The sequence below is a fragment of the Clostridium chromiireducens genome (genome assembly GCF_003575225.1).
Lineage (GTDB): Bacteria > Bacillota > Clostridia > Clostridiales > Clostridiaceae > Clostridium > Clostridium chromiireducens.
In genome coordinates this window covers 1-22,334 of record NZ_QXDJ01000002.1, presented here as the reverse complement: position 1 = coordinate 22,334, position 22,334 = coordinate 1, and the positions used below count along the sequence as shown (strand labels likewise).

The window sequence follows — 22,334 nt, the reverse complement described above, 5'->3', positions numbered from 1 at the left end:
TTCTCCTTTACTTCTTTTTTGAAATTATATAGTAAGGCAATGCTAAAAATATAGCTCCACCAATCATATTTCCGAGTGTTACTACTCCTATGTTATACACGTATCCCATAATACTTACACTAGCAGTACCTGGATTAAATAATCCAATTGTTAAAAGTGTCATGTTAGCTACACTGTGTTCAAAACCTGATGTTATGAATGCAAATAAACACCAAAATATCATAATAAGTTTAGCCGATTCACTCTTTAATTTAAAACTGCACCATGTAGCTAAACATACTAATATATTACAGAATATTCCACGCATTAATAATGGCCAAAATGGTATGCTCATTTTAGTCGCTGACGTCTTTGCAATAAATTCTCCTACGGGTCCTGCTGAAAGGCCTGTACAATAAAACATATATCCTGCAATGATAGATCCAACCAAATTTCCTATAAAACAAACTATCCAAATATTAATAGTGTCTGTCCATTTTACCTCGCCCTTTAAAGAAGCGGCTGTCATAATAAAATTATTTCCTGTAAAAAGTTCTGATCCCGCCATTATTACTAAACTAAGTGCTACACCAAAGGATACCCCCATAACTATTTTAGTTGCAGGTGATCCACTGCCGCCTAATAATCCTCCAATTGTGAATATAAGCATAATTCCCATACCTACATAAAGACCTGCAAGCATTGAACTTATGAAATATCCTAGTTTATTTGTCTTTAATAAATTAACTTTTGCCTTCGCTGCCATAATTACACTGTTAAATTCTTCACAAAACATACTATAAATTCCCCTTTCATATATACGTTTACTAATATATTTATTATAAATTATTAATAAATAAAGCACCGTGATATAAATCACGGCGCTTTAAAAAAATCTGATAATTTTTCTTGGCTAATAACTTTTATTTTTTTATTCTCATATTCAATCAAATTTTCATTCAAAAGTATTTTTAGTGATCTAGATATAGTTTCTCTTTTAGACCCTAATAAATCTGCAAGATAGGTAACACTAATGTTCATATTGATGATTACACCACTATCAGATTCGACACCATAATCCTTACTTAATTTCCAGAGTTTCGCAGCAAGTCTTTTCTCCATACGTATTACACCTGTTGCATTTTTCAACTGCCTGTATAACCTTCTAACCTTCATAGCTAAGGAGCCCATAATATTTTTAGTTAGATTAAAATCCCCCTCCATAAGTTTTAAAAAAGCGTTCTTATCGTAGCTTAAGATTTTTGCATCCTCAAATATCTCACAATTAATAGATGTAGGCAAATCTTGCATTATAACATCGTTAATCATCTTTCCCTTGCCTAGTATAAATATTACACGTTTTTGACCACTTTCATTTAACTTATATAATGATACATTTCCACTCATAACAACATACAAAGTATTAACGTTCTCTTTATCTCTAAAAATATGACTTCCTACTTTATAATTTTTTGTTTCTCCCAAATTAATAAGTTTTTCTAAAGTTATATTTGATAGACTATTAAAAATTTCTAAATCCCCTAACTGTTCCTTTGTAATATTCTTCATTATGCACCTACATTTTATAATATATTTTAATCAAATAACTCTGCTTCTAATTCTTCAATCTTTAAAATCTTAATTACATTTCTATCAAATTCAATATATTCTAAATCTCTAAGATTCATCAGTTCTCTAGATAAAGATGGTCTTGGAATTCCTAAAGACGATGCAATTTCTTCTTTACTCTCCTTTAGTTTAATAGTTTCACTCTTTTGCATCTTTACCTGCTCTAAAATATAATTAATTACTTTATGTTTAATACTTTTAAAAGCTATTGTTTTTATTTTAGAATTTAACATGAGTATTTTATTACTTAATGCAGCCATAAAATTCCCTAAAACTCTTTCATCTCTTGTACACAATTTCAATATATCTGCTCTACTTATAAATAGTATGCTGCATTCACTGAAAGCTATAACAGTTGAAGGGTAATTAGATTTCTTGGAAAAAACTAGCGCTTCACCAAATACATCACCATTACTTAATCGTTTTAAAATAATTTGTTTTCCACTTAGATATATTCTTTGAATTTCAACTACTCCCTCTAAGACAAATCCTAAACTACTGCATTTATCTTCCTCATTAGCTATTATTTCTCCCTTTTTATAGGATTTTATCGAATAGGAAGTATTATAAATAAGATTCTTAATTTCTTCAGTTGTAATATCTTTAAAAAATTCATTTCCTTCTAGTTTACATATTATATCTTCCATAAAATCGTTCCTCCAAAATTACAAATTTAAAGGATTCTGTCCATAAATTTATCCTATTCCTCAATTTTATACTTATTATATCATTTACATACAACATAAAACAATTTGAATATTTCTACTAATTATATTATTAATACTTATTTTTATTAGCGCATTTTATCTCATATATAATAAAGAGACAAAACTTATCAGCCTTGCCTCTCCGTCTAACTAATTTATTCCAATATCTCTAATAATTCATCCAAATGTTTTTTTAATGCTATAGCATTTTCAAGTGGCATGTTAACTTTACACATTATTTCATGTGGCACTTCTGTTATATCATCTTTTAAAGCTCTTCCCTTTTCAGTCAACTCTACGATTACAACTCTATCGTCATTTACATCCCTATGTCTTGTTAGTAATCCCATGCTTTCTATTTTTTTTAACAATGGGGTTAAAGTACCTGAATCTAAGTGCAGCCTTTTACCTATATCCTTAACCGTGCTTTTTTCATCCTCCCACAATACAAGCATTGCAACATATTGCGTATATGTAAGATTGAATTTATCAAGAATAGGCTTATATAATTTTATTATTTCTCTTGATGCTGCATATAAAGAAAAACAAATTTGATTATCTAATTTAATATTCTCATATTCGCATTTTTTCATACTTTATCTCCTATTTCTTATTTATTGAGTCTACATAGCTTGCTGCTGATAAGCCAGCTATATTCCCCTCTCCAGCTGATTTTATATATTGATATGGCTTCCCAACAACATCTCCAGATGCAAAACAACCTGGTATGTTTGTTTTCATCATCCTATCAACTTCTATGTGATTATCTGCTAATATTATTCCTGGAACCAACTGACCTGGGGAAATACTGTCTCTTAATATAAAAATACCATCAGTATCTATCTCTGAATTATTAAGCTTTAACTTACTCACTTTATCTTCCCCTATGATTTCTAATGGAGTATCTTTTATTATTTCAATAGAAGCATCAACTTCAACTTCTTCAATATACATAGGAATATAGTAAACTTTAGATGCTATAGATGCTATAAAATTTGCTTCTTCCTCCTCATGCTTATTGTAGGCTATTATCGTAACTATTTTATCTTTATATAAAGGTGCATCACAGGTTGCACAATACCCTACACCTTTTCCTAATAGCCTTTCTTCCCCATCAAATAGTTTTCCATATTGAACTCCTGTTGCTAATATAACTGAAGTTGCTTCATACATTTTTTCATTTACCATTAATGCGAAATAATCTCCCATTGCATATATAGTATTAATTCTTTCTTCCGTTATACTTATATCCATTTCTTTTAAATGATTGTTAAACTCTTCTTGAATTTCTTTTCCGCTCTTTCTATAAAATCCTAAATAATTATTTATTTCATGAGCTTTGGTAAGCTTACCGGAAAGTTCTTTATTCCCGAATATAATAAAGTTTTTCTTTCTTATTTTTGCATTTAATGCAGCTGATAAGCCCGCTGGCCCACTGCCCACTATTGCAATATCATATCTTTCACTCATATTAATTTCCTCCAACAAATTACTTTATGAATTTTCGCACTATTAATTAATATATCCTATATGGACCATCTTTATTTTTATAAATTAGGTCTCACCTAATTTCCTATACCCTTTATATTATATGTTAATACGCTAATAATTTTAGTCTACGTTTTAATCCATACCACTATTTGTAAATTATTATCTATGAATACTTTTAAGTAATTTTTCATTTACGTAAATTAAATTTATGTCAATTTATATTTATATTATTAAAACATAGTACAATTTATATTGTACTATGTTTTAATAATTTTCCTTACAAGTATTATAAACTTTTTTCGATTGCTTCTTGAATTCTTTCTTTTGGTAAAAAGCCTACAATTTGATCTACTTTTTCTCCATTTTTAAATATAACCATTGTTGGCACACTTGAAATTTGGAATTGATTTGCTAGATCTAAACTCTGATCAATATCAACTTTAATAAATTTAGCTTTTCCTTCCATATCGTTTGATAATCCTTCAAGCACTGGTGCTAACATTTTACATGGACCACACCATGTTGCAAAAAAATCTACAATAGTAACTCCACTCTCTATTTCATTTTTAAATTCATTGCTATCTACTATTTTCATATTGCATTCCTCCATTTATTATATTAAAAACATATTTTATAAATATAATTTCTTTATGATTATTTTAATCTATTTATATATTAAGTATACATAACTCACTTTATATTTATAGAAATTAAATTTTACTCAATGTATTTATATTTTTATTTTACTTTGCATAATAATTATTGTCAATCTTTTTATGATAAATCTATTTATTTTTTCATTTTGTATTAAACTATACAAAAAATCAACTCCAAATGCAAATTTATATTGCTCTAAAGTTGATTTAACATATATTACTTAATAACTATTTTAAACTCATCAAGGTTGATTTTATACTCAGTCAACATTTCTATAGCAGTATCTCTAAATGAATTTTGTGTTGATTTTTTTTCTACTGGATTAATTTCTTTAACGAACTTATTACTATTCTTGTTATTTTTATATTGCTTTGTTAACACTTCCGCAGTCTTTACAAGCAAATCATTCCAATCATCCACATTTATTAATTTATTTCCCAACTTAAATGCTTTTGGCTCTTTTAAAGAAAAATCCTTATATATTTCCACTTCCTCATAAGTAAGTGTAGAATCCAATGAAACTTCATTGTTTTGATTATTTTTAATATCATCTTTTTCCAATGTTCTTGCTACTTCATTAGGATTCTTTTTATCCTCTTCAATATTTTTGTCATATTCGTGCTGCATCCATTTAACATATCCTTCTATGTTTTGAACTATATCATATATGGCTATAGACGTATCCCTGTGAGCCTTACTTAATTTAAAATCTCTATCATTCTTTATTATTTCGCTAGACATGTCTTCAATATAATCTATTGTGTGTTCTAATATATCAACTAAATTATTTAATCCACTCTGAATTTCTATCGACATTGCAGGAAAATTTTCTATTATATACTCAATTGTATCTGCATTAAACAAAGATAAATTTCTCTTACTAAATACATTTTTTTCATTATCTTTTGTTTCAATTTTAGTTTCAGTAACTGCTTGTACCTCATTTTGTTGAACTTCATCTTTTTTAAAAAATCGCATTCCTTAACAACCCCATTCATAATTATTATCATATACATTTTACCATATTATTACATATTTGCAAATTATATAAGTTTATTTTTGCTCTACTATAAATTTTGCTTTTTTCGTAATTTCCTCAATATATCTATTTTAATTCCTGTAGTATATAATAAAAAAATAGACTAATTTAAATTATCTTTAAACTTGCCTATTTACTGAATTCTATATTAATTTTATTTCTCTGCTGTAGAGATACTTAAAATCATAATAACTCTTCTCTTTTTATATATGGATTTAAGTATCTATTCTTTTTAATAGTTGACTTTCCAATGTTTATTGCTTCTTTAGGGCATATATTTATGCATGCCATGCAATCAGTGCAATTTCCAGACCATTTAGGTTTATTATTTTCAATTATGATATTGTCTACTGGGCATATTTTTTTACACATACTACATCCTATGCAATTATCATTTACATTAAACTTTTTATCTTTGTTTTTATAGTAATCTTTCCATAGTTTGTATTCTATATCTCCAATAATGCTCTTAAAATCTTTTGAATTAATTTCTCTCTTTTTGAGAGATTCAATAAAATCAAGTAAAACACTTTCATTTTCTTTTATTGCACTCTTTGCTCTTGTTTCTGTAGGATTTTTGCTCATTCGAGTGTAATTGGATATATATTTAATAGTACAGTAATTATTTATTTTCAGATTATGTGGTAACAGCTTATTTATCTGACTGAAACTATTATTTGCACCACCTCCACCTGTAACTCCAATGGCAAAAATATAAGCATCCTCATTAATATTTAATTTCGAAATAAAATTATTAACTACAATCGGTACTCCTCCACAATGAATCGGATAAACAAACCCAATCACAGCATCATTAACATTCTTTATATTTTCTTTTAGTGCATTACTAATAGAAATTAGCTCACAGTCTTTAAAGCTTTCCTCTATTATTTTTGCAACATATAATGAATTACCTGTGGAAGTATTATAAAATATCCTCATCCCACCAAATCCCCCTTTGTTATATAGATACTCTTTATTTATGACTTAGTTTAATAAACTCTTCTATATCTTCTTCAATAGTCTTCAGAGAATTCTTCCAAAATTCTTTATTATTTATATTTATGCCCATAACCTTTGCTACATCTGATAGATTATTTTTACCTGTTATAGAAAGTAACTTTTCATAATCTTGAGCAAAGTCAGCTCCTCTTTTAATATATTCAGAATATAATCCCTTTGCAAAAAGTAATCCATATGCATATGGGAAGTTATAATAATTATATTCCGAATCATAGTAATGAGGTTTCCAAGTCCACATATATGGATGTAATAAATTAGGGTCTAATCCATCTCCATATGCTTCTTTTTGTGCTTCTAACATAAGTTCTTTTATCTCCTCGACACTTAATGAACTCTCTTTTCTAGCTTCGAAGAATGACTTTTCAAATAAGAATCTTGAATATATATCAACTATTACTTGAGTACAATCACTAATCTCAGTCTCCAGGATAGCTAACGCCTCATCTTTAGAAGAATCTTTAATTGCAGCTTTTTTTATTATTGTCTCGCAGAAAGTAGATGCTGTCTCTGCTATTGGCATTGGATAATCAGAATTTAAAGTGGTTTCACTATTTAAGCACTCTCCATGAAATCCATGTCCAAGCTCGTGAGCAAGGGTTACTACATCTCCAAAATTATCACCATAATTTAATAATATTCTACTTTCACCAATGAAATGTAAATTTTCACAAAAAGCTCCTCCAACTTTACCTTCTCTTGGCTTAACATCTATCCAATTATTATCTATAGCCTTCCTCGCGAAATCCCCTAGATGCTTACTAAACGTTCTAAAGTTTTTCTCAACAAATTTAGTTCCTTCTTCATAAGAAAATTTCATATTAGCTTCACACACTGGTGCATATAAATCATAAAATGGCAGACCATTTTTATGTCCTAACATCTCACCTTTTCTTCTTAAATATTTTCTAAATGCAGGAAGACTTTCTTTCATAGCTGAAAGCATTGCCTCTAAAGACTCTTCATCCAATCTCGAATCCTTAAGCGTCTTCTCTAAAGGTGATTTATATCCTCTTAAATCACATACTGTTAAAACTTCTCCCTTTATTGCATTTAAGGCTGCTGCCACGCCTTCTTCTACTTTTTTATAACAATTTATTTCCGCTTCATATGCCCTTTTTCTTATATTTTCGTCTTTATCATAAGCCATATTTAGAACTACAGTTAGTGGAATTTCATTTATGTTTCCGTTCTCCTCAATCTCAACTTTCAAATTAGAAATCAAGTTATCTTTTAATTTTACCCAAGCGTTAGATCCCGTATTTTTCATATTAGCTATAATAGCTTCTTCTTTCTCACTTAACAAATATTTACTTTGTTCAACTATGTTTTTTAACATAAATTCATGTTCTTTAAGTACTTTAGAATTATTTATTACTTTATCTATTTCTTCTATATTGCTTATATATCTTTCTAGACTTACTGAACTCTCAACTAAATTTGTTAATTTTTTTTCCAAAATATCTGAGTACTTTAATGCATTCTTATCTTTCGTATTTACACTAAGGCTAAGATTAATAAAACTGCTAAGTTTACTAGTTAAATTTGTCACGTTTGTGAACTTATTAATGTATTCTTCTAATTTGTTTTCAATGCCTTCTTTATCTTTTACAACTTCTATTACCCATGTATTAATATTTTCTATAGCTGCAGTAAGTTTTTCTAAATCACTGATAAACTCTTTACTATCAAATGATGAATATATTTCCTTCAAACTCCAGTTCAATTCCATATAAATTCCTCCAAAACAATTTATTTTATTACGATTTTATGATTTATTTAATAGCCTAATAGTAATTATAAGCCATTAAAAATTTTTTTCCACTTATACTTTTATGTTATTCTCCATAAAGTGAAACTTTTTAGGGGTATGTTATAAATTCTAGCTATCATATAAAAAAATAAAACTAAAAGGAAAACTATTATTAGTGTTTACCTTTTAGTCTTATAAATTCAGCTATTATATTTTTTTGTTATATTTATAAGAGGGGGATTCCTATGTTATAACTATATAATACTTTATTAGATTGAGATATATAGCTGTAAATTTATCTAGTAATGCCATATAAATATATAATATACACATTATCAAACCCTAAAAAATTCATTCACCTCGTTAATTAATTACTTTGAATAACATATAGCCATGCAGTTTCCTGAATTAAATATAATCTTAGTGTCTTCGCCTTCAGTTACTATTTCTCCACCATCAACCTTTTCTATATTAGAAATATTCTTTAAGACTAAACTCCAATTGCCTTCAGTTCCAGTTGACTTAATAGTGATAGCATTCCCTTTCTTTAATACTCCTACATCAAGAGTAATTTTTCCCTTCATATCTATGATTGTAGTCTTTGCTTCTTTATCCTCCTTCAATTCATAAGCAAAAATTGATATATCCTCTCTATAGTGGTAATCCGGCTTTGAACTTTCACATCCTACAGCAATTAGACTATTTTCTTTAACCATCATAGGCACACTTGAATAATCATGTATTTCCTTAATCCATCTTCCGCCTTCATATTTCTTTCCACTTATGAAGTTAGTCCAAGTGCCTTCTGGTAAATAATAATTTGCTTCACCTTCTTCATTGAAGATAGGAGCAACTAAAATTGAATCTCCTAACATGTATTGTTTGTCCAAATAATTACACGCTAAATCATTTTGGAATTCCAATATCATAGCTCTCATAACTGGAGTACCTATTAAAGCTGCATCATTAGCTGCATTATATAAATATGGCATTATGCTGCATTTAAGCTTAGTAAAAAATCTAACTACATCGCAGGCTTCTTCATCGTAAAGCCATGGAACTCTATAGGAACTACTTCCATGTAATCTACTATGAGACGATAATAATCCAAAAGCAACCCATCTCTTATATACATCGGCAGTTGCAGTGCTCTCAAAACCTCCTATATCATGGCTCCAGAATCCAAAACCAGACATACAGAGTGATAATCCACCTCTTAAACTCTCTGCCATTGATTCATAATTTGCTTCACAATCTCCGCCCCAATGTACTGGAAATTGTTGTCCACCAACAGTAGCTGATCTTGCAAATACTGCTGCTTCATCTTCTCCTAGATTTTCTTTCAAAGTTTCAAATACTACCTTATTATAGATTTGAGTATAATAATTATGCATCTTATATGGATCTGACCCATCAAAATATGCTACTTCAGTTGGTATACGTTCACCGAAATCAGTCTTGAAACAGTCCACTCCCATATCAATTAATTCTTTAAGTTTACTTGAATACCATTTGCACGCATCTGGATTTGTAAAATCTACAATTCCCATTGCTGGCTGCCATAAATCCCATTGCCATACATCACCATTAGGCTTTTTAATCAAATATCCATGCTCCATTCCCTCATCAAATAACTTAGACTCTTGAGCGATATATGGATTTATCCAAACACAAATTTTTAATCCTTTTTTCTTTAATCTTGTAAGCATACCTTTTGGATCTGGGAAAACTCTACTATCCCATTCAAAGTTACACCAATTAAAGTCTTTCATCCAAAAGCAATCAAAATGGAATACTCTAAGAGGTAAATCTCTATCTGCCATGCCATCAACGAAGCTATTTACAGTTTCCTCATCATAATTTGTAGTAAAAGAAGTTGTTAACCACAATCCAAATGACCATGCTGGTGGAAGTGCAGGCTTACCTGTCAAAGTTGTATAATTTTCAACTACTTCTTTCATCGATTCTCCGCCAATAATAAAATAATCTAAACATTCACCTGGAACACTAAACTGAACCTTTGTAACTTTTTCTGATCCAACTTCAAAGGATACTTTTTCTGGATGATTTACAAACACCCCATACCCTTTATTGGTCATATAAAATGGAATACTTTTGTATGATTGTTCAGTGCTTGTTCCACCATCTTCATTCCATATATCAATACTTTGTCCATTTTTAACTAGTGGCGTAAATTTTTCACCTAACCCATAGACAAGCTCTCCTACAGATAAATGAAGTTCTTCCTTCATAAATACTCCATCTTCAGGCACTTTCATAAATACTCTTTCTTCCTCTGTATTCACGTAAGCTAAACCTCTAGGCTTACTTGAAGTTAGTTTTTTATCTCCCTTATAGAAGTTTATTTCAAATACTTCTTTATTTATAACTGCCTTAACATTTCCAGATTTAAATATAATCTCTTTTTCATTATCCTCAATTACAAAATTGTTATGTTCATCTTCAAAAATTTCAAAACTTGGTGCTTTCTTTTGCTTACCCATAAAATGATATGCTCTAACTCTTATTACATTTTCCATTGGTGAAGATATCTTATATGTTATTACTGGCCCTTTTAATGTATCTCCTCTTTGATTTATGTTATTACAAGGTGCATATATTGTTAATATATCTCCCTCAATTTTATAATTATAAACCTCTTTTGGACTATATATTTGATATCCAGGCTTGTCTAGCCAACAACCATTACTAAATTTCATATTAAACACTCCTCTTCATTAAGTTGTAAGTTAAGAGTCTCGGTAGAAGAACTTATAGGCTTTTCTCAAATTATACATTTAGGAAATATTTTCATAGATTTCCCCCTTAACTCTTAATTTTTATTTCTAACTTTTAAATCTTGATTTAAATTCTCCAATTTTCAACTCTTAAATTTTAATTCTTCACTGGGTACAATAAAGGCATTAACTTTTAACTAAGTTAATTAGCCTTTTACTGATCCTGCTGAAACGCCTCCAACAATATACTTTTGTCCTAATATAAATATTATTAGTACAGGAAGTAGTGTTAATATGATATCTGCACTAACTAAGTTCCATGAATTTTCAAATGCTCCAAAGAAATTGTAAACTGCTAAGGTCATTGGCCATTTTGCTGAGTTATTTAAATAGTAAAGAGGCATTGTAAAGTCATTCCATACAGCCATGAAATTTAAAACAAATAATGTTGAAATAATTGGCTTTAATAATGGTAAAATTATACTTGTAAATAACCTAATTGGTCCACATCCATCAATAACTGCCGCTTCATCAATCTCTCTAGGAATTGTTGAAATAAATCCATATGATAAAAACAAGCTAAGAGGAATATTTATTGCTGCATAAACAAGGATAATACCTAATCTAGTATTTACAAGATCTAAAGCTTGCAAAACTTTCATCAGTGCAACATTGTTAATTGGTATTGCTATACCAGAAAGGATAAAATAATATATGAAATTATTAATTCCTTTACGATTTCGAGCAATAACAAAGGCTGCAGCTGCTACTACAATTACAATTATTGTAACGCTGGCAGTAGCATATAAAAGACTGTTAAAAAAAGATGATATCAATTTTCCTTGCTCAATTACTGTTTTATAGTTTGCAAATACCCATTCTTTAGGTAGAGAAAGAGACATCTTATTGGATTCACCTTGAGTCTTAAAGGAATTGAGAAGTAAAACCACCACTGGTATTAGTACTAATAAGCTTATAAAAATTGTTACAACATTTGCTACTATGCTTCCAATTGACTTCTTCAAAGTAACCATTATGCATCTACCTCCTTATTTTCCATGGATTTTATAATGAAATATACTAAGAACAATAATGCAAAAAATAATATACTAGATAGTGTAGTACCCATTGCATAATTTCCTTTAGAGAATTCCTTATACACTGCTGTATTAATTACACCTGTTGCATTACCTGGACCACCATTTGTTAATGAATAAATCATATCAAATACCCTAAATCCATAAGTTACATTTAGTATTGTTGCATTTATAATAATAGGTTTTAATAATGGCAATGTTATTAAACGAAATTTTTGCCAGAAATTAGCACCATCGATATTTGCCGCTTCATAATAATCAGGAGAAATAGACATTAATCCTGCAATAATAACCACCATTATGTACCCCATACCTTTCCAGGTATCTACTGACATAACAGTTACAAAAACAATTTTTAAATCAGTTAACCAATTCATTGCAAAAATATCTAATCCGACAGACTTAAGAAAATTATTTACAAATCCTGTATCAGGATGTAACATACTTTTAAAAACAAGACCTACTACTAAGTAAGACATTACTTGAGGTGAAAAAATAACCATTCTGTGAAAATTCTTTAATTTTATGACTTTTTGTGTTAATAATAATGCTAAAGCTAATCCTACTACAGTTTTCAAGATTGTTGTTACTGTCGTAAATAGCACAGTATTCCATATGTATGCACGATACTCTGGTTTTCCTTTTAATACCTCTGCATAATTTTTAAATCCTACAAAATTAATTTTATCAGTGAAATTATTCCAATCAGTGAATGAGTATAATATACCTATGATTCCTGGTAAAAAGCAAAGTAAGAAAAATATTAATAACGCCCCGCTTGTAAAGTACCACGGATATAATTTTTTTCTATCCATCAAAATCCCTCCATTTTAGAAAAATAAGGTTTCTAAAATGGAGAAACCTTATTTTTTATTTACTATAATTAATTACTATGATTATTTATTCCAATCAGGATCCTTTTGTAATTGAGCTTGTTCTTTTCTTCTATTCATAATTGTTTGTAAAACTTGTTCTGGAGTTGAAGATCCAGTATACATAGCTTCTAAATCTTTACCAACATCCATCCATTGACTATCGATGTATTTAACACCTGCTTGCATAACCATTCCTTTTTGCATCGAATCTATATATGCTTGGTCTTCTTTTGAATATTTAGATTTAACTTCTGGCCAACATAATTCAGATAATCCTGGTTGTCCATCTAAACGTTTTTGTAGATTTTCAGGTTTTGCTAAAAAGTCGAAGAATTTCTTTGCTTCTTCTACATGTTTTCCATTTTTGTTTATAAAATATGCATTACTTGCTGGATTTACACCAATTGCTTGATTATCTCCCCAAGGCATTACAAATATACCTAATTTGTTAGTATCAAAGTCTGGAAAATCTGCTTTTACTTCATTTCTCCAAGCTGATTCTGCTATAAACATTGCTGCTTTTCCTTTAGCCATTGCTTCTTTAGCATTTTCAACTGAGTTACTTAAGTAGTTATCTCCATAGAATCCTAAATCAGCAAATTCTTTTAACTCTTTAATAATAGTTTGTAATTCAGGTACAGAATCTAAATCAACTTCGTTTTTGTTTAGTTTGCTATATAAGTCTGGATGCTTTTGTTGATACATAGCTCCTGTTTCAAATAAAGGAAGAACTTGATGCCATCCATTTTGAGTTCCTTCATATACTGGAATAACTCCTGAATCTTTTATCTTTTGACATACAGCTTTAAATTCTGCATAATTTGTAGGAACTTTTAAACCTAATTTATCAAATATTTCTTTATTGTATACGTAGAAATACATTTTCTTACCTGGGAATGTAATACCATATACCTTACTATTATACGAAATTGAAGGAAGAACATTAGGGTCTAATCTCTTTACCCATTCTTCACTTGATACGTCTTGTACATATTTTTCCGGATTGACTCTTGTTACTAGATTTAGTGGGTCCGCATCTGCACAGAAGATATCTGGTGCTTCACCTGAGTCTAATTTTACTTTCAATAAATCACGCCATTGTGCATCTGGTGAGATTTGAAAATCAATTTTAACGCCTGTCTCGCTTTCAAATTGTTTAGCTAACTCTTGCACAACTCCAGATGTCGGCAACCCAGATTGATGTGAACCAAATGTTAATGTAACCTTTTCACTGCTACTTGTAGATTTTGAATCGCTTGAAGTACTGCTTGAATTTCCCCCACACCCTACAAGCAGACCTCCAGCCATCATGGTAACACAGAGAGTACTTAATAATTTTATTAACCTTTTTCTCATTAATATTTACCTCCACTTTTTGTAATGTTTTCTTTAATTTTCTATGATATGCTTTACATTGAGTACATGTTTATGATAACATTATCATTGCTTATTAGAAATAGAAAAAACAGTACTCTTTTTTGCACTTTTTTGAACATTATTATATAATACATCCTAAAGGGAGGAGCATATCTATGAATCGGAAATTATATTTTTCTCAAAAAATATATTTATTTTTTATATATGGATTATTGGTTATTGTATTGCTATCATTATTTTTTATATCGTTTTATTCACTTTATAGTAAAAATATTTATAAAGATGCAAAAACAAAATCTGAAACATTATGTGCCTCTGTTCAAAATTCAATCTCAACAGAATTAAAGAATATGTCAACTGTTTCTATGAATATTGTATATTCAAATGCTATAAAGAAGAACTTCACCAGCTTTACAAAAAATAATACTGATAAAATTGAACTTGATAATTTCTTCGTTTCTAGAGAAAATGTTTTAGCAATTTACGATATCATTACGGCTATTATTGGACCATTTCAATCTGCATCCCAGGTGAATCTTTATACACTTAATGGAATATGCATAGGTTCTGGTTATTTTCAGGGAGTTACAAATGTAGGATTAAAATCCATTCCCTGGTATGAAGAAACCATGAATAAAAATGGTGCTAAAAATATTTCAACTACATCAAAACTATCAAATAACATTGCACGAAATGAATATGGCGCAGATAAACAATATCTATCGCTAACTCGTGTTTTTTTTAATAGCAGCAACGAGCCAGAAGGAATTGTTGAAGTACTGCAAGATTATAATAATGTTTTTTCATTAATTTCACAGTTAAAACTTAAAAATCCTTCTACATCGTTTTACGTGTATAATGAAAAAAATGAATTAGTTTATCCAAATAGTGAATCCTTGAATGAAAATATAAATTATATGGATTCTATTAAATCTAACAACTTGACCCCTTCTATAGGATACTTCGTAACCTTAGGGAATGATGAAAACGTTCTTATTACTTATGAAAAAATTGATGCATATAATTGGACAATTGTAACTAGTGAACCTAAGAGTACTGTATTTAGATCGTTGTACTCTTTTGAACAAGGATTTATCATTCTTATTATTTTTTCTATTTTCTTCACTTTACTTTTATGTTTTATAATATCAAGCAGGCTGACTTCTCCTTTAAGTAAGTTAACAAAAGCAACGAAAAAAGTTACTATTAGTAGAGTTTTGAATGAAAAAGAACTTATATTAACTCCTGTAAATAGTAATATCCAAGAAATATCGGAGTTATATAGATCATTTTTAGAAATGTATGATAAATTAAAAGATTCTTCTCATGAGATACTATTACTAAAATCAGAGGAAACTAAGGCAAAACTCCAAGCAACACAGTCTCTTGTTAATCCTCATTTCTTATATAATAATCTAACAAATATTAGTATAATGGCCGAAGAAAATATGAATGACAATATTATAGATATGTGTCATGCATTGTGTGATTATTTTAGATATATTACAACTAACGATGAAACTGCAGTTTCTTTAAGCACAGAAATTTTATATACACAAAAATATATTGAATGTATGAAAATGAGATACGGCGAAGACCTTATTTATACTTGTGATATTAACAAGCTAACAGAAAACATTTTAATACCAAAACTAATTATACAACCTATTGTTGAAAATGCCTTTAAGCATGGATTTAGTTCATCACCTCCATGGCATTTAAATATTAGTTCTAATATAGATGAAAATAAATGGTTAATTCATATTGAAGATAATGGCGGATGCCTAAGCAAAGATAAGAAAGAAGAACTTCTATCAACGTTCTATAATTTAAATAAAGATGAGGAATTGAAAACTTTAAAAATTGGTGGTATGGGAATAAAAAATGTATATATAAGATTAAAACTCTTATACAACGAACATGCCATTTTTAAAATCGATAATTCAAAAGACCATAAGACAATTTTTACAATCGGTGGTCCTATATATTATAATAAGGAGGATTTTTATGGAAACTATACACAATTATAAATATCTTGTTGTAGAGGACGAGCATCTGATCAGACAGAATTTAATAAAAAAAATTAGTTCCTTATCAGTTCCTCTTGAACTGGTTGGTGAAGCTAGTAATGGAGAAAATGCCATAGCCCTTATTGAGCAATTATATCCTTCTTTGGTGATTACTGATATAAGAATGCCTCAATCTGATGGATTACAGCTTATTAAATATATACATCAAAATCATCCACATATTAAAACCATGATTTTAAGCGGATATAATGATTTTAAATATGCTCAAATAGCGCTAAAATATGGTGTGAAAGATTTTCTTTTGAAACCGATTAAAATAGACGAGCTTAATGCAGCGCTGCAAAATATACTTGTAATACTAGATTCAGAAAATAAAAATATTTCATCTTTTTCAATTGATCCACATGGCTTAAAACCCGAAAATCTAAGCCAATTAATAGAAAGCTATATACTTAATAATTATGCTTCAATAACTTCACTAAATAAAATAGCTGAAAAATTTGGATTTACAAATGAATATCTTAGTAAGATATTCAAAAAGTACACAGGTGAGACGCCAATAAAATATATCACAAAAATCCGCATAAACGAATCAAAACTCCTTTTAATCAATCAACCTGACTTAGAAATAAAAAAAGTTGGAGAATTAGTTGGATATAAAGATGCTTTTTATTTCAGCAGAGTATTCAAATCTAATGTTGGATTTTATCCTAGTGACTATAGATCAAAACATTTAAAGACTAACTAACCTAACATTCTTCACCTTAAATTTTTTCTAACATTAAAACTAGAGGATCAACATTTTTTCATAAATGTTGATCCTCTAGTTGGTTAATTATCATCTTATCTATTAATGAAGGTTTGCTTTTATATAATTCAAATTAATATCTTCTCTACCTTAACTATTTATATCTTTTATGCTTCGAATGCTTGTGATAAATCATAGATTATATCATCAATATGTTCAGTACCAATTGAAAGACGAATAGTGTTTGGCTTTATTCCTGATTCCTTTAATTCTGTTTCATTCATTTGTGAATGAGTAGTACTTGCTGGATGAATTACTAGTGATTTAACATCAGCTACATTGGCAAGTAGAGAGAATATTTCTAATCTATCAATAAAATCTTGCGCTTCTTTAGCTCCACCTTTAATTTCAAAAGTGAATATAGAACCTGCTCCATTTGGGAAATACTTATTGTATAATTCATGATCTGGGCTCTCTGGTAATGATGGATGATTGACCTTCTCTACCTTTGCATGATTCTTTAAGAAGTCTACTACTTTTAAAGCATTTTCAACATGACGTTCAAGTCTAAGAGAAAGTGTTTCTAATCCTTGTAATAATATAAAAGCATTAAATGGGCTTATGCAAGCACCAGTATCTCTTAATATTACAGCACGAATTCTGGTCACATATGCTGCTGCGCCAACTGCTTCTGCAAACTTGATTCCATGATAACTTGGATCTGCCTCAGTTAATTGTGGGAATTTTCCTGAACCTATCCAGTCAAATTTTCCTGAATCTACGATTACGCCACCTAATGATGTACCATGTCCACCTATAAATTTAGTAGCCGAATGAACAACTATGTCTGCTCCATGTTCAATTGGTCTGAAAAGGAATGGAGTTCCGAATGTATTATCAACTATTAGTGGAATTTTATGTTTATGAGCTATTTCTGCTAATGCATCAACATCTAAAATATTTGAATTTGGATTCCCAAGTGATTCGATTAAGATTGCTTTTGTATTTTCTTGAATTGCATTCTCAAAATTTGATAAATCATCAGGATCTACAAATGTTGTTGTAACGCCATTTGTTGGGAATGTATGTGCTAATAAGTTATATGATCCACCATATATAGTTTTTTCTGCAACTATATGATCTCCTGCTTTAGTTATATTTTGTAGTGCATATGTTATTGCTGCTGCTCCTGAAGCTACTGCAAGTGCTGCTACCCCACCCTCTAAAGCTGCAATACGTTTTTCAAAAACATCTTGTGTAGAATTTGTTAAACGTCCATATATATTCCCAGCATCAGCTAGTCCAAATCTTGCAGCAGCATGTGCTGAATTTCTAAATACATATGAAGTTGTTTGATAAATAGGTACTGCTCTAGCATCTGTTGCTGGATCTGGTTGTTCTTGTCCTACATGAAGTTGTAGTGTTTCAAATTTTAAATTTCTTTCTTTGTTGCTCATAATCTTGCCCCCATCATATATTTTAATTTCTTATTTATCTTATCTATTTACTATGATTTGTATATTACTCCTATATTTTCAAGTTGTCAATAACTAATTAAAAGTCTTATTTATACTCAAATTTACAAATTAATATACAGAAAATTAGTCCAATATATAGCAAAAACTACCTTCTAAATAAGAAAGTAGTGAAGAGATTCATTTACATTCTTATCTACCAGATATAAAATCTGCAGGAATTAGCACCTTAAACTAATGATAACATTTAATCCAGGTTGCTAGACATCATTGGGCCAGTCCCTCCGTCTTTCTTGATAAAAATTTATATTTTATTATTCTTAGTTGTTTACTATGATATAAAGTATACATTTTATAGGTTAAAATGTCAATACTTTTTTAATTTTCTGCAACTTTTTTTATTAAATTGCTAATATAGATCTTAATTTATAACTATTCATTCAAATACACTAATTCCCCATTAAAATATGTCCTTTCAATATTAATATTAGATATATCTAATGGATTTAACAAAAATATATTCTTATCCAAAACTATCAAGTCCGCTTTTTTTTCAACCTCTAAACTTCCTATATCTTTCTCTTTCCCCAATGCATAAGCTGCATTAATAGTAAACATCTTTACAGACTCTATTACTGATATTCTCTCACTTGGATTTAATCTATATCGCATATCAGTCATATTAATTTTCTCAGGATAACCTGATTGTGTGAAATCATATAAATTTCGTATAGAACTACATTCTATAGCCTTTAATGGATTTGCTCTTTCTATATCCCAATTATCTGAAGATCCAGCTGTAATGATTCCACTATCAATTAGAGATTTAATTGGGTATTGTCTATGAGCTCTTACCTCACCTATTGCCATTACTTCATTTTTGCTCACACTCATATCTTTATAAAACCATGATGGTCTTATAATTGCATTTATGTTCAAATTTTTCATTCTTTGTATATAATATTTCGTTATGAGATCTATATGAAGTAATGAATTCCTAAAATTGCGATTTATGTTAGTTTTCAAAGAATACTCTATGCCATCGATTGACAATTTACAAGCTAAGTCTCCTACTGCATGAATACAAACATTAAAATCTAGTCTGTTTGCCATTTTTATTCCTTCTTTAAATTCTTGATAATTCCATAAAAACATCCCATTTTCTTCATACGATTCTTTGTTTATTTGCTCATAGGGTCTAAATAGGTAGGCTGTCTTATCTTCTATAAGTCCATCAGAGAAAAACTTTGCAATTGATATGTCAAATAAATCTGTTTTATATAGTATTCTTCTTCTTTTTAGATGATGCATTTGTTCAAATATAGTTTTTTTACAAATTTCTTCAGGTTTAATTGTAACCCCATAATTTATTCTTAATTTAAGTTTATTTTCTTCTTCCAATTTCTTATAAGTTTCCAATTTCATTTTTAGTCTTTCATCATTTATTAACCCAATTGTTGTTATTCCATATGAATGTAATATATTTTGATATTTTATAAATTTACTTAAGTATTCATCATCTTTATAACTTTCCATTTCTTTCGCTTTTACTATATAAACTATATCTACTTCATTTCCTTTTAAGGTACCCCACAATTCCCCTTGTTCATCTAATTCTATTTTTCCTCCAATCGGAACATTAGTATCTTTAGTTATTCCATAATACTTCAATGCTTTATCATTTAACCACAAGACGTAGCCATCGCATGATTTTAATACTATGGGTTTATGAGTTTTTAGCATTTCAAACCACTTTTTATTTGGCCCCTTAAACGCTTCAGTATGATCATTTATATTTTCTTCTTCTTTTTCGAAAGCAGATTTTTTCCACCCGACTCCATATATTATTTTTCTTTCTGGATGGGTATCAATATAGCTTTGAATTAATTTCAAGTAATCTTTTGAGTTACCTGCCTCAAATAAAGATAATTCATCTTTTCCTATCATCATTCTTCCTGGAATCTGACAATGTGCATCAATAAATCCTGGCAAAACTATTCTAAATCTTAAATCAATTACTTGAGTCTCATCGCTACATAGACAACTTAATTCTTCATTACTTCCTAATGCTATTATTATTCCATCTCTAATTGCCATAGATTCATATATATTATGATTTCTATCAATACTATATATAATTCCATTGATAAAAATCTTTTGTGCGCTAGTATAAGTTTTTTTACTTAACTTCATTAGCCCTTCTCCCCCTTGTCTACAATTTATTTGAAATCTAATCTATTATATTCATTAAAATAACTTTTCTTATCCTTTTTTATAAAATTAAAAATATTTACTTATGTCTCAATAACTTTATTTTTAATTCACTTTACACATAGTAAATATTTATAGATAATAATTAGTATAATGAATACTTTTAGGAGGAATTAAAATGGAAAACTTTGTTTTAGAAAAAGGAATGAAAGCTCCAGATTTTAAATTAATGGGATCTGATAAATTAGAACATAGATTAAGTGATTATTTAAATAAAAAGGTAATCCTATACTTTTACCCTAAAGACAATACTCCTGGATGTTCACAGGAAGCTCAAGATTTTAAAAATTCTATAGAAGACTTTGACAAGAAGAATACTATAATTTTAGGAATAAGTAGAGACTCTATTGTATCTCATGATAAGTTTATTAGTAAATATGATTTGCCTTTTATTTTACTTTCTGATGAAAGCGAAGAGGTATGTAATCTATATGGTGTTTTAAAGGAAAAAACTATGTTTGGGAAAAAATCTATTGGTATTGAAAGAAGCACATTTGTAATAGATGAAAATGGAATTATTACAAATATATATAGGAAGATAAAAGTTTCTGGACATATTGATACTTTGAAATGCTCACTATAAAGGTATTGCTAAGATCTAAAGTGAGGCAATGAACAAGCGAAATAGAACACATATATGTATTCTATTTCTTTGTTTTGCTATCACTTTAGATTTTTTGCCACTACCTACTCTAGAAGAATGGGATATATATTGTATAAAAAGTTGTAAATATAATTACCAAACGCATTATTACCAACACAGAAATATAAAAATACTTGTATAAATATATTGTTATTTTAAGGTTACTAATAAACAAAAAAAGGGAATATACATCTTTTAAAAATATTCCAAGAACCGAATCAAACACATATATTCCCTTCCGGTTGCTTACAGTAACTTAAAATTGATCACTGTGCAAGTATTTTTATATTTTGAGTTCTTCACAATAACTTTATTTTTAGAAACAAAAAAGATAGTCATACGACTATCTTTTTAATTACCTCGCAACGTCCTACTCTGCCACACAGTCACCCGTGCAGTACCATCGGCGCTATAGACCTTAACTTTCCTGTTCGGAATGGGAAGGAGTGTTACCTCTATGCCATCATCACGAGATTAAGTGAGTTCCCAAATTTATGATTTGGTCGAACGAACTTATGCAAATCGCTTTAGCGATTTGTATTCCTTTTAAAAACTGTACACCAGCGAACGAATGTGAGTTAGTGTTTCCTTTAAAAAGAAACTTTAATTCATACTATTCATTTGGTTTTCAGTATTCACATACTTGAAAGAACCTTGTTCTTTCAAAATTGCACATAGTTTTTAATGTATTACAACTTGATTATATTGGTCAAGCCCTCGACCTATTAGTATCAGTCAGCTAAATATGTTACCATACTTACACCTCTGACCTATCAACCTTGTAGTCTTCAAGGGGTCTTACTAG

18 protein-coding genes, 2 rRNA genes and 1 riboswitch are annotated in these 22,334 nt (G+C 29.2%); of the genes, 3 read left to right on the top strand and 17 right to left on the bottom strand.

Going from position 1 to position 22,334, the window contains the following annotated elements:
- Nucleotides 1-7 precede the first annotated feature (7 nt).
- From D2A34_RS05400 to D2A34_RS05340, 13 genes are all read right to left on the bottom strand, one after another.
- Nucleotides 8-775, bottom strand: a complete 768-nt coding sequence (locus D2A34_RS05400) for a formate/nitrite transporter family protein (protein ID WP_079439313.1) — start codon at nt 773-775, stop codon at nt 8-10.
- A gap of 80 nt (nt 776-855) precedes the next feature.
- Nucleotides 856-1,548 carry a Crp/Fnr family transcriptional regulator gene (locus D2A34_RS05395; protein WP_119365978.1) on the bottom strand — a complete coding sequence of 231 codons (693 nt, stop codon included), beginning with the start codon at nt 1,546-1,548 and terminating at the stop codon, nt 856-858.
- Nucleotides 1,549-1,574: 26 nt separating this feature from the next.
- A complete protein-coding gene (locus D2A34_RS05390; RefSeq protein ID WP_079439315.1) occupies nt 1,575-2,255 on the bottom strand; it encodes a Crp/Fnr family transcriptional regulator in 681 nt (226 codons plus the stop codon).
- A 215-nt stretch (nt 2,256-2,470) separates the two neighbouring features.
- On the bottom strand, nt 2,471-2,908 hold the full coding sequence (locus D2A34_RS05385; RefSeq protein WP_079439316.1) for a MarR family winged helix-turn-helix transcriptional regulator: 438 nt from the start codon (nt 2,906-2,908) through the stop codon (nt 2,471-2,473).
- 10 nt (nt 2,909-2,918) lie between these two features.
- Entirely contained in the window at nt 2,919-3,785 is an 867-nt protein-coding gene (locus D2A34_RS05380) for an NAD(P)/FAD-dependent oxidoreductase (protein WP_079439317.1), read from the bottom strand.
- Nucleotides 3,786-4,092: 307 nt separating this feature from the next.
- On the bottom strand, nt 4,093-4,401 hold the full coding sequence (gene trxA, locus D2A34_RS05375) for a thioredoxin (RefSeq protein ID WP_079439318.1): 309 nt from the start codon (nt 4,399-4,401) through the stop codon (nt 4,093-4,095).
- A gap of 278 nt (nt 4,402-4,679) precedes the next feature.
- Entirely contained in the window at nt 4,680-5,441 is a 762-nt protein-coding gene (locus D2A34_RS05370; RefSeq protein WP_119365977.1) for a hypothetical protein, read from the bottom strand.
- A 244-nt stretch (nt 5,442-5,685) separates the two neighbouring features.
- Complete coding sequence (locus D2A34_RS05365; RefSeq protein ID WP_119365976.1) at nt 5,686-6,444, bottom strand: EFR1 family ferrodoxin; 759 nt, start codon at nt 6,442-6,444, stop codon at nt 5,686-5,688.
- Nucleotides 6,445-6,478: 34 nt separating this feature from the next.
- Nucleotides 6,479-8,254: a M3 family oligoendopeptidase gene (locus D2A34_RS05360; RefSeq protein ID WP_119365975.1), complete on the bottom strand. Its 1,776-nt coding sequence runs from the start codon at nt 8,252-8,254 to the stop codon at nt 6,479-6,481.
- A 392-nt stretch (nt 8,255-8,646) separates the two neighbouring features.
- Nucleotides 8,647-10,995, bottom strand: a complete 2,349-nt coding sequence (gene yicI / locus D2A34_RS05355) for an alpha-xylosidase (RefSeq protein WP_079439322.1) — start codon at nt 10,993-10,995, stop codon at nt 8,647-8,649.
- Nucleotides 10,996-11,219: 224 nt separating this feature from the next.
- Complete coding sequence (locus D2A34_RS05350) at nt 11,220-12,047, bottom strand: carbohydrate ABC transporter permease (protein ID WP_079439323.1); 828 nt, start codon at nt 12,045-12,047, stop codon at nt 11,220-11,222.
- A complete protein-coding gene (locus D2A34_RS05345) occupies nt 12,047-12,925 on the bottom strand; it encodes a carbohydrate ABC transporter permease (protein WP_079439324.1) in 879 nt (292 codons plus the stop codon). Before D2A34_RS05345 ends, D2A34_RS05350 begins: the two co-directional genes overlap by 1 nt.
- A gap of 81 nt (nt 12,926-13,006) precedes the next feature.
- Nucleotides 13,007-14,341 carry an ABC transporter substrate-binding protein gene (locus tag D2A34_RS05340; RefSeq protein ID WP_079439325.1) on the bottom strand — a complete coding sequence of 445 codons (1,335 nt, stop codon included), beginning with the start codon at nt 14,339-14,341 and terminating at the stop codon, nt 13,007-13,009.
- Between the two features lie 176 nt (nt 14,342-14,517).
- Here D2A34_RS05340 and D2A34_RS05335 point away from each other — a divergent pair, with 176 nt between their 5' ends.
- Together D2A34_RS05335 and D2A34_RS05330 are read left to right on the top strand one after the other, a co-directional pair.
- Complete coding sequence (locus D2A34_RS05335) at nt 14,518-16,392, top strand: sensor histidine kinase (protein ID WP_079439326.1); 1,875 nt, start codon at nt 14,518-14,520, stop codon at nt 16,390-16,392.
- Nucleotides 16,370-17,140 carry a response regulator transcription factor gene (locus tag D2A34_RS05330; protein ID WP_079439327.1) on the top strand — a complete coding sequence of 257 codons (771 nt, stop codon included), beginning with the start codon at nt 16,370-16,372 and terminating at the stop codon, nt 17,138-17,140. The genes D2A34_RS05335 and D2A34_RS05330 overlap by 23 nt, the downstream gene beginning before the upstream one ends.
- A gap of 167 nt (nt 17,141-17,307) precedes the next feature.
- Here the strand turns inward: D2A34_RS05330 and D2A34_RS05325 are convergent, their stop codons facing one another.
- Together D2A34_RS05325 and D2A34_RS05320 are read right to left on the bottom strand one after the other, a co-directional pair.
- Nucleotides 17,308-18,597: an O-acetylhomoserine aminocarboxypropyltransferase/cysteine synthase family protein gene (locus D2A34_RS05325; protein WP_119365974.1), complete on the bottom strand. Its 1,290-nt coding sequence runs from the start codon at nt 18,595-18,597 to the stop codon at nt 17,308-17,310.
- 207 nt (nt 18,598-18,804) lie between these two features.
- Nucleotides 18,805-18,918: riboswitch (SAM riboswitch) on the bottom strand.
- Nucleotides 18,919-19,047: 129 nt separating this feature from the next.
- Nucleotides 19,048-20,808: an amidohydrolase gene (locus tag D2A34_RS05320; RefSeq protein ID WP_119365973.1), complete on the bottom strand. Its 1,761-nt coding sequence runs from the start codon at nt 20,806-20,808 to the stop codon at nt 19,048-19,050.
- A gap of 196 nt (nt 20,809-21,004) precedes the next feature.
- Here D2A34_RS05320 and D2A34_RS05315 point away from each other — a divergent pair, with 196 nt between their 5' ends.
- Nucleotides 21,005-21,469: a peroxiredoxin gene (locus D2A34_RS05315; protein WP_119365972.1), complete on the top strand. Its 465-nt coding sequence runs from the start codon at nt 21,005-21,007 to the stop codon at nt 21,467-21,469.
- Between the two features lie 417 nt (nt 21,470-21,886).
- Here the strand turns inward: D2A34_RS05315 and rrf are convergent.
- Both rrf and D2A34_RS05305 read right to left on the bottom strand, forming a co-directional pair.
- Nucleotides 21,887-22,003, bottom strand: a 5S ribosomal RNA gene (rrf, locus tag D2A34_RS05310).
- 231 nt (nt 22,004-22,234) lie between these two features.
- Nucleotides 22,235-22,334, bottom strand: a 23S ribosomal RNA gene (locus tag D2A34_RS05305); the annotation flags it as partial.

Bases quoted from the DNA above. Each gene is read 5' to 3' on its own strand.
- D2A34_RS05400 (WP_079439313.1), bottom strand. From the start codon at position 775: ATGTTTTGTGAAGAATTTAACAGTGTAATTATGGCAGCGAAGGCAAAA.
- D2A34_RS05395 (WP_119365978.1), bottom strand. From the start codon at position 1,548: ATGAAGAATATTACAAAGGAACAGTTAGGGGATTTAGAAATTTTTAAT.
- D2A34_RS05390 (WP_079439315.1), bottom strand. From the start codon at position 2,255: ATGGAAGATATAATATGTAAACTAGAAGGAAATGAATTTTTTAAAGAT.
- D2A34_RS05385 (WP_079439316.1), bottom strand. From the start codon at position 2,908: ATGAAAAAATGCGAATATGAGAATATTAAATTAGATAATCAAATTTGT.
- D2A34_RS05380 (WP_079439317.1), bottom strand. From the start codon at position 3,785: ATGAGTGAAAGATATGATATTGCAATAGTGGGCAGTGGGCCAGCGGGC.
- trxA (WP_079439318.1), bottom strand. From the start codon at position 4,401: ATGAAAATAGTAGATAGCAATGAATTTAAAAATGAAATAGAGAGTGGA.
- D2A34_RS05370 (WP_119365977.1), bottom strand. From the start codon at position 5,441: ATGCGATTTTTTAAAAAAGATGAAGTTCAACAAAATGAGGTACAAGCA.
- D2A34_RS05365 (WP_119365976.1), bottom strand. From the start codon at position 6,444: ATGAGGATATTTTATAATACTTCCACAGGTAATTCATTATATGTTGCA.
- D2A34_RS05360 (WP_119365975.1), bottom strand. From the start codon at position 8,254: ATGGAATTGAACTGGAGTTTGAAGGAAATATATTCATCATTTGATAGT.
- yicI (WP_079439322.1), bottom strand. From the start codon at position 10,995: ATGAAATTTAGTAATGGTTGTTGGCTAGACAAGCCTGGATATCAAATA.
- D2A34_RS05350 (WP_079439323.1), bottom strand. From the start codon at position 12,047: ATGGTTACTTTGAAGAAGTCAATTGGAAGCATAGTAGCAAATGTTGTA.
- D2A34_RS05345 (WP_079439324.1), bottom strand. From the start codon at position 12,925: ATGGATAGAAAAAAATTATATCCGTGGTACTTTACAAGCGGGGCGTTA.
- D2A34_RS05340 (WP_079439325.1), bottom strand. From the start codon at position 14,341: ATGAGAAAAAGGTTAATAAAATTATTAAGTACTCTCTGTGTTACCATG.
- D2A34_RS05335 (WP_079439326.1), top strand. From the start codon at position 14,518: ATGAATCGGAAATTATATTTTTCTCAAAAAATATATTTATTTTTTATA.
- D2A34_RS05330 (WP_079439327.1), top strand. From the start codon at position 16,370: ATGGAAACTATACACAATTATAAATATCTTGTTGTAGAGGACGAGCAT.
- D2A34_RS05325 (WP_119365974.1), bottom strand. From the start codon at position 18,597: ATGAGCAACAAAGAAAGAAATTTAAAATTTGAAACACTACAACTTCAT.
- D2A34_RS05320 (WP_119365973.1), bottom strand. From the start codon at position 20,808: ATGAAGTTAAGTAAAAAAACTTATACTAGCGCACAAAAGATTTTTATC.
- D2A34_RS05315 (WP_119365972.1), top strand. From the start codon at position 21,005: ATGGAAAACTTTGTTTTAGAAAAAGGAATGAAAGCTCCAGATTTTAAA.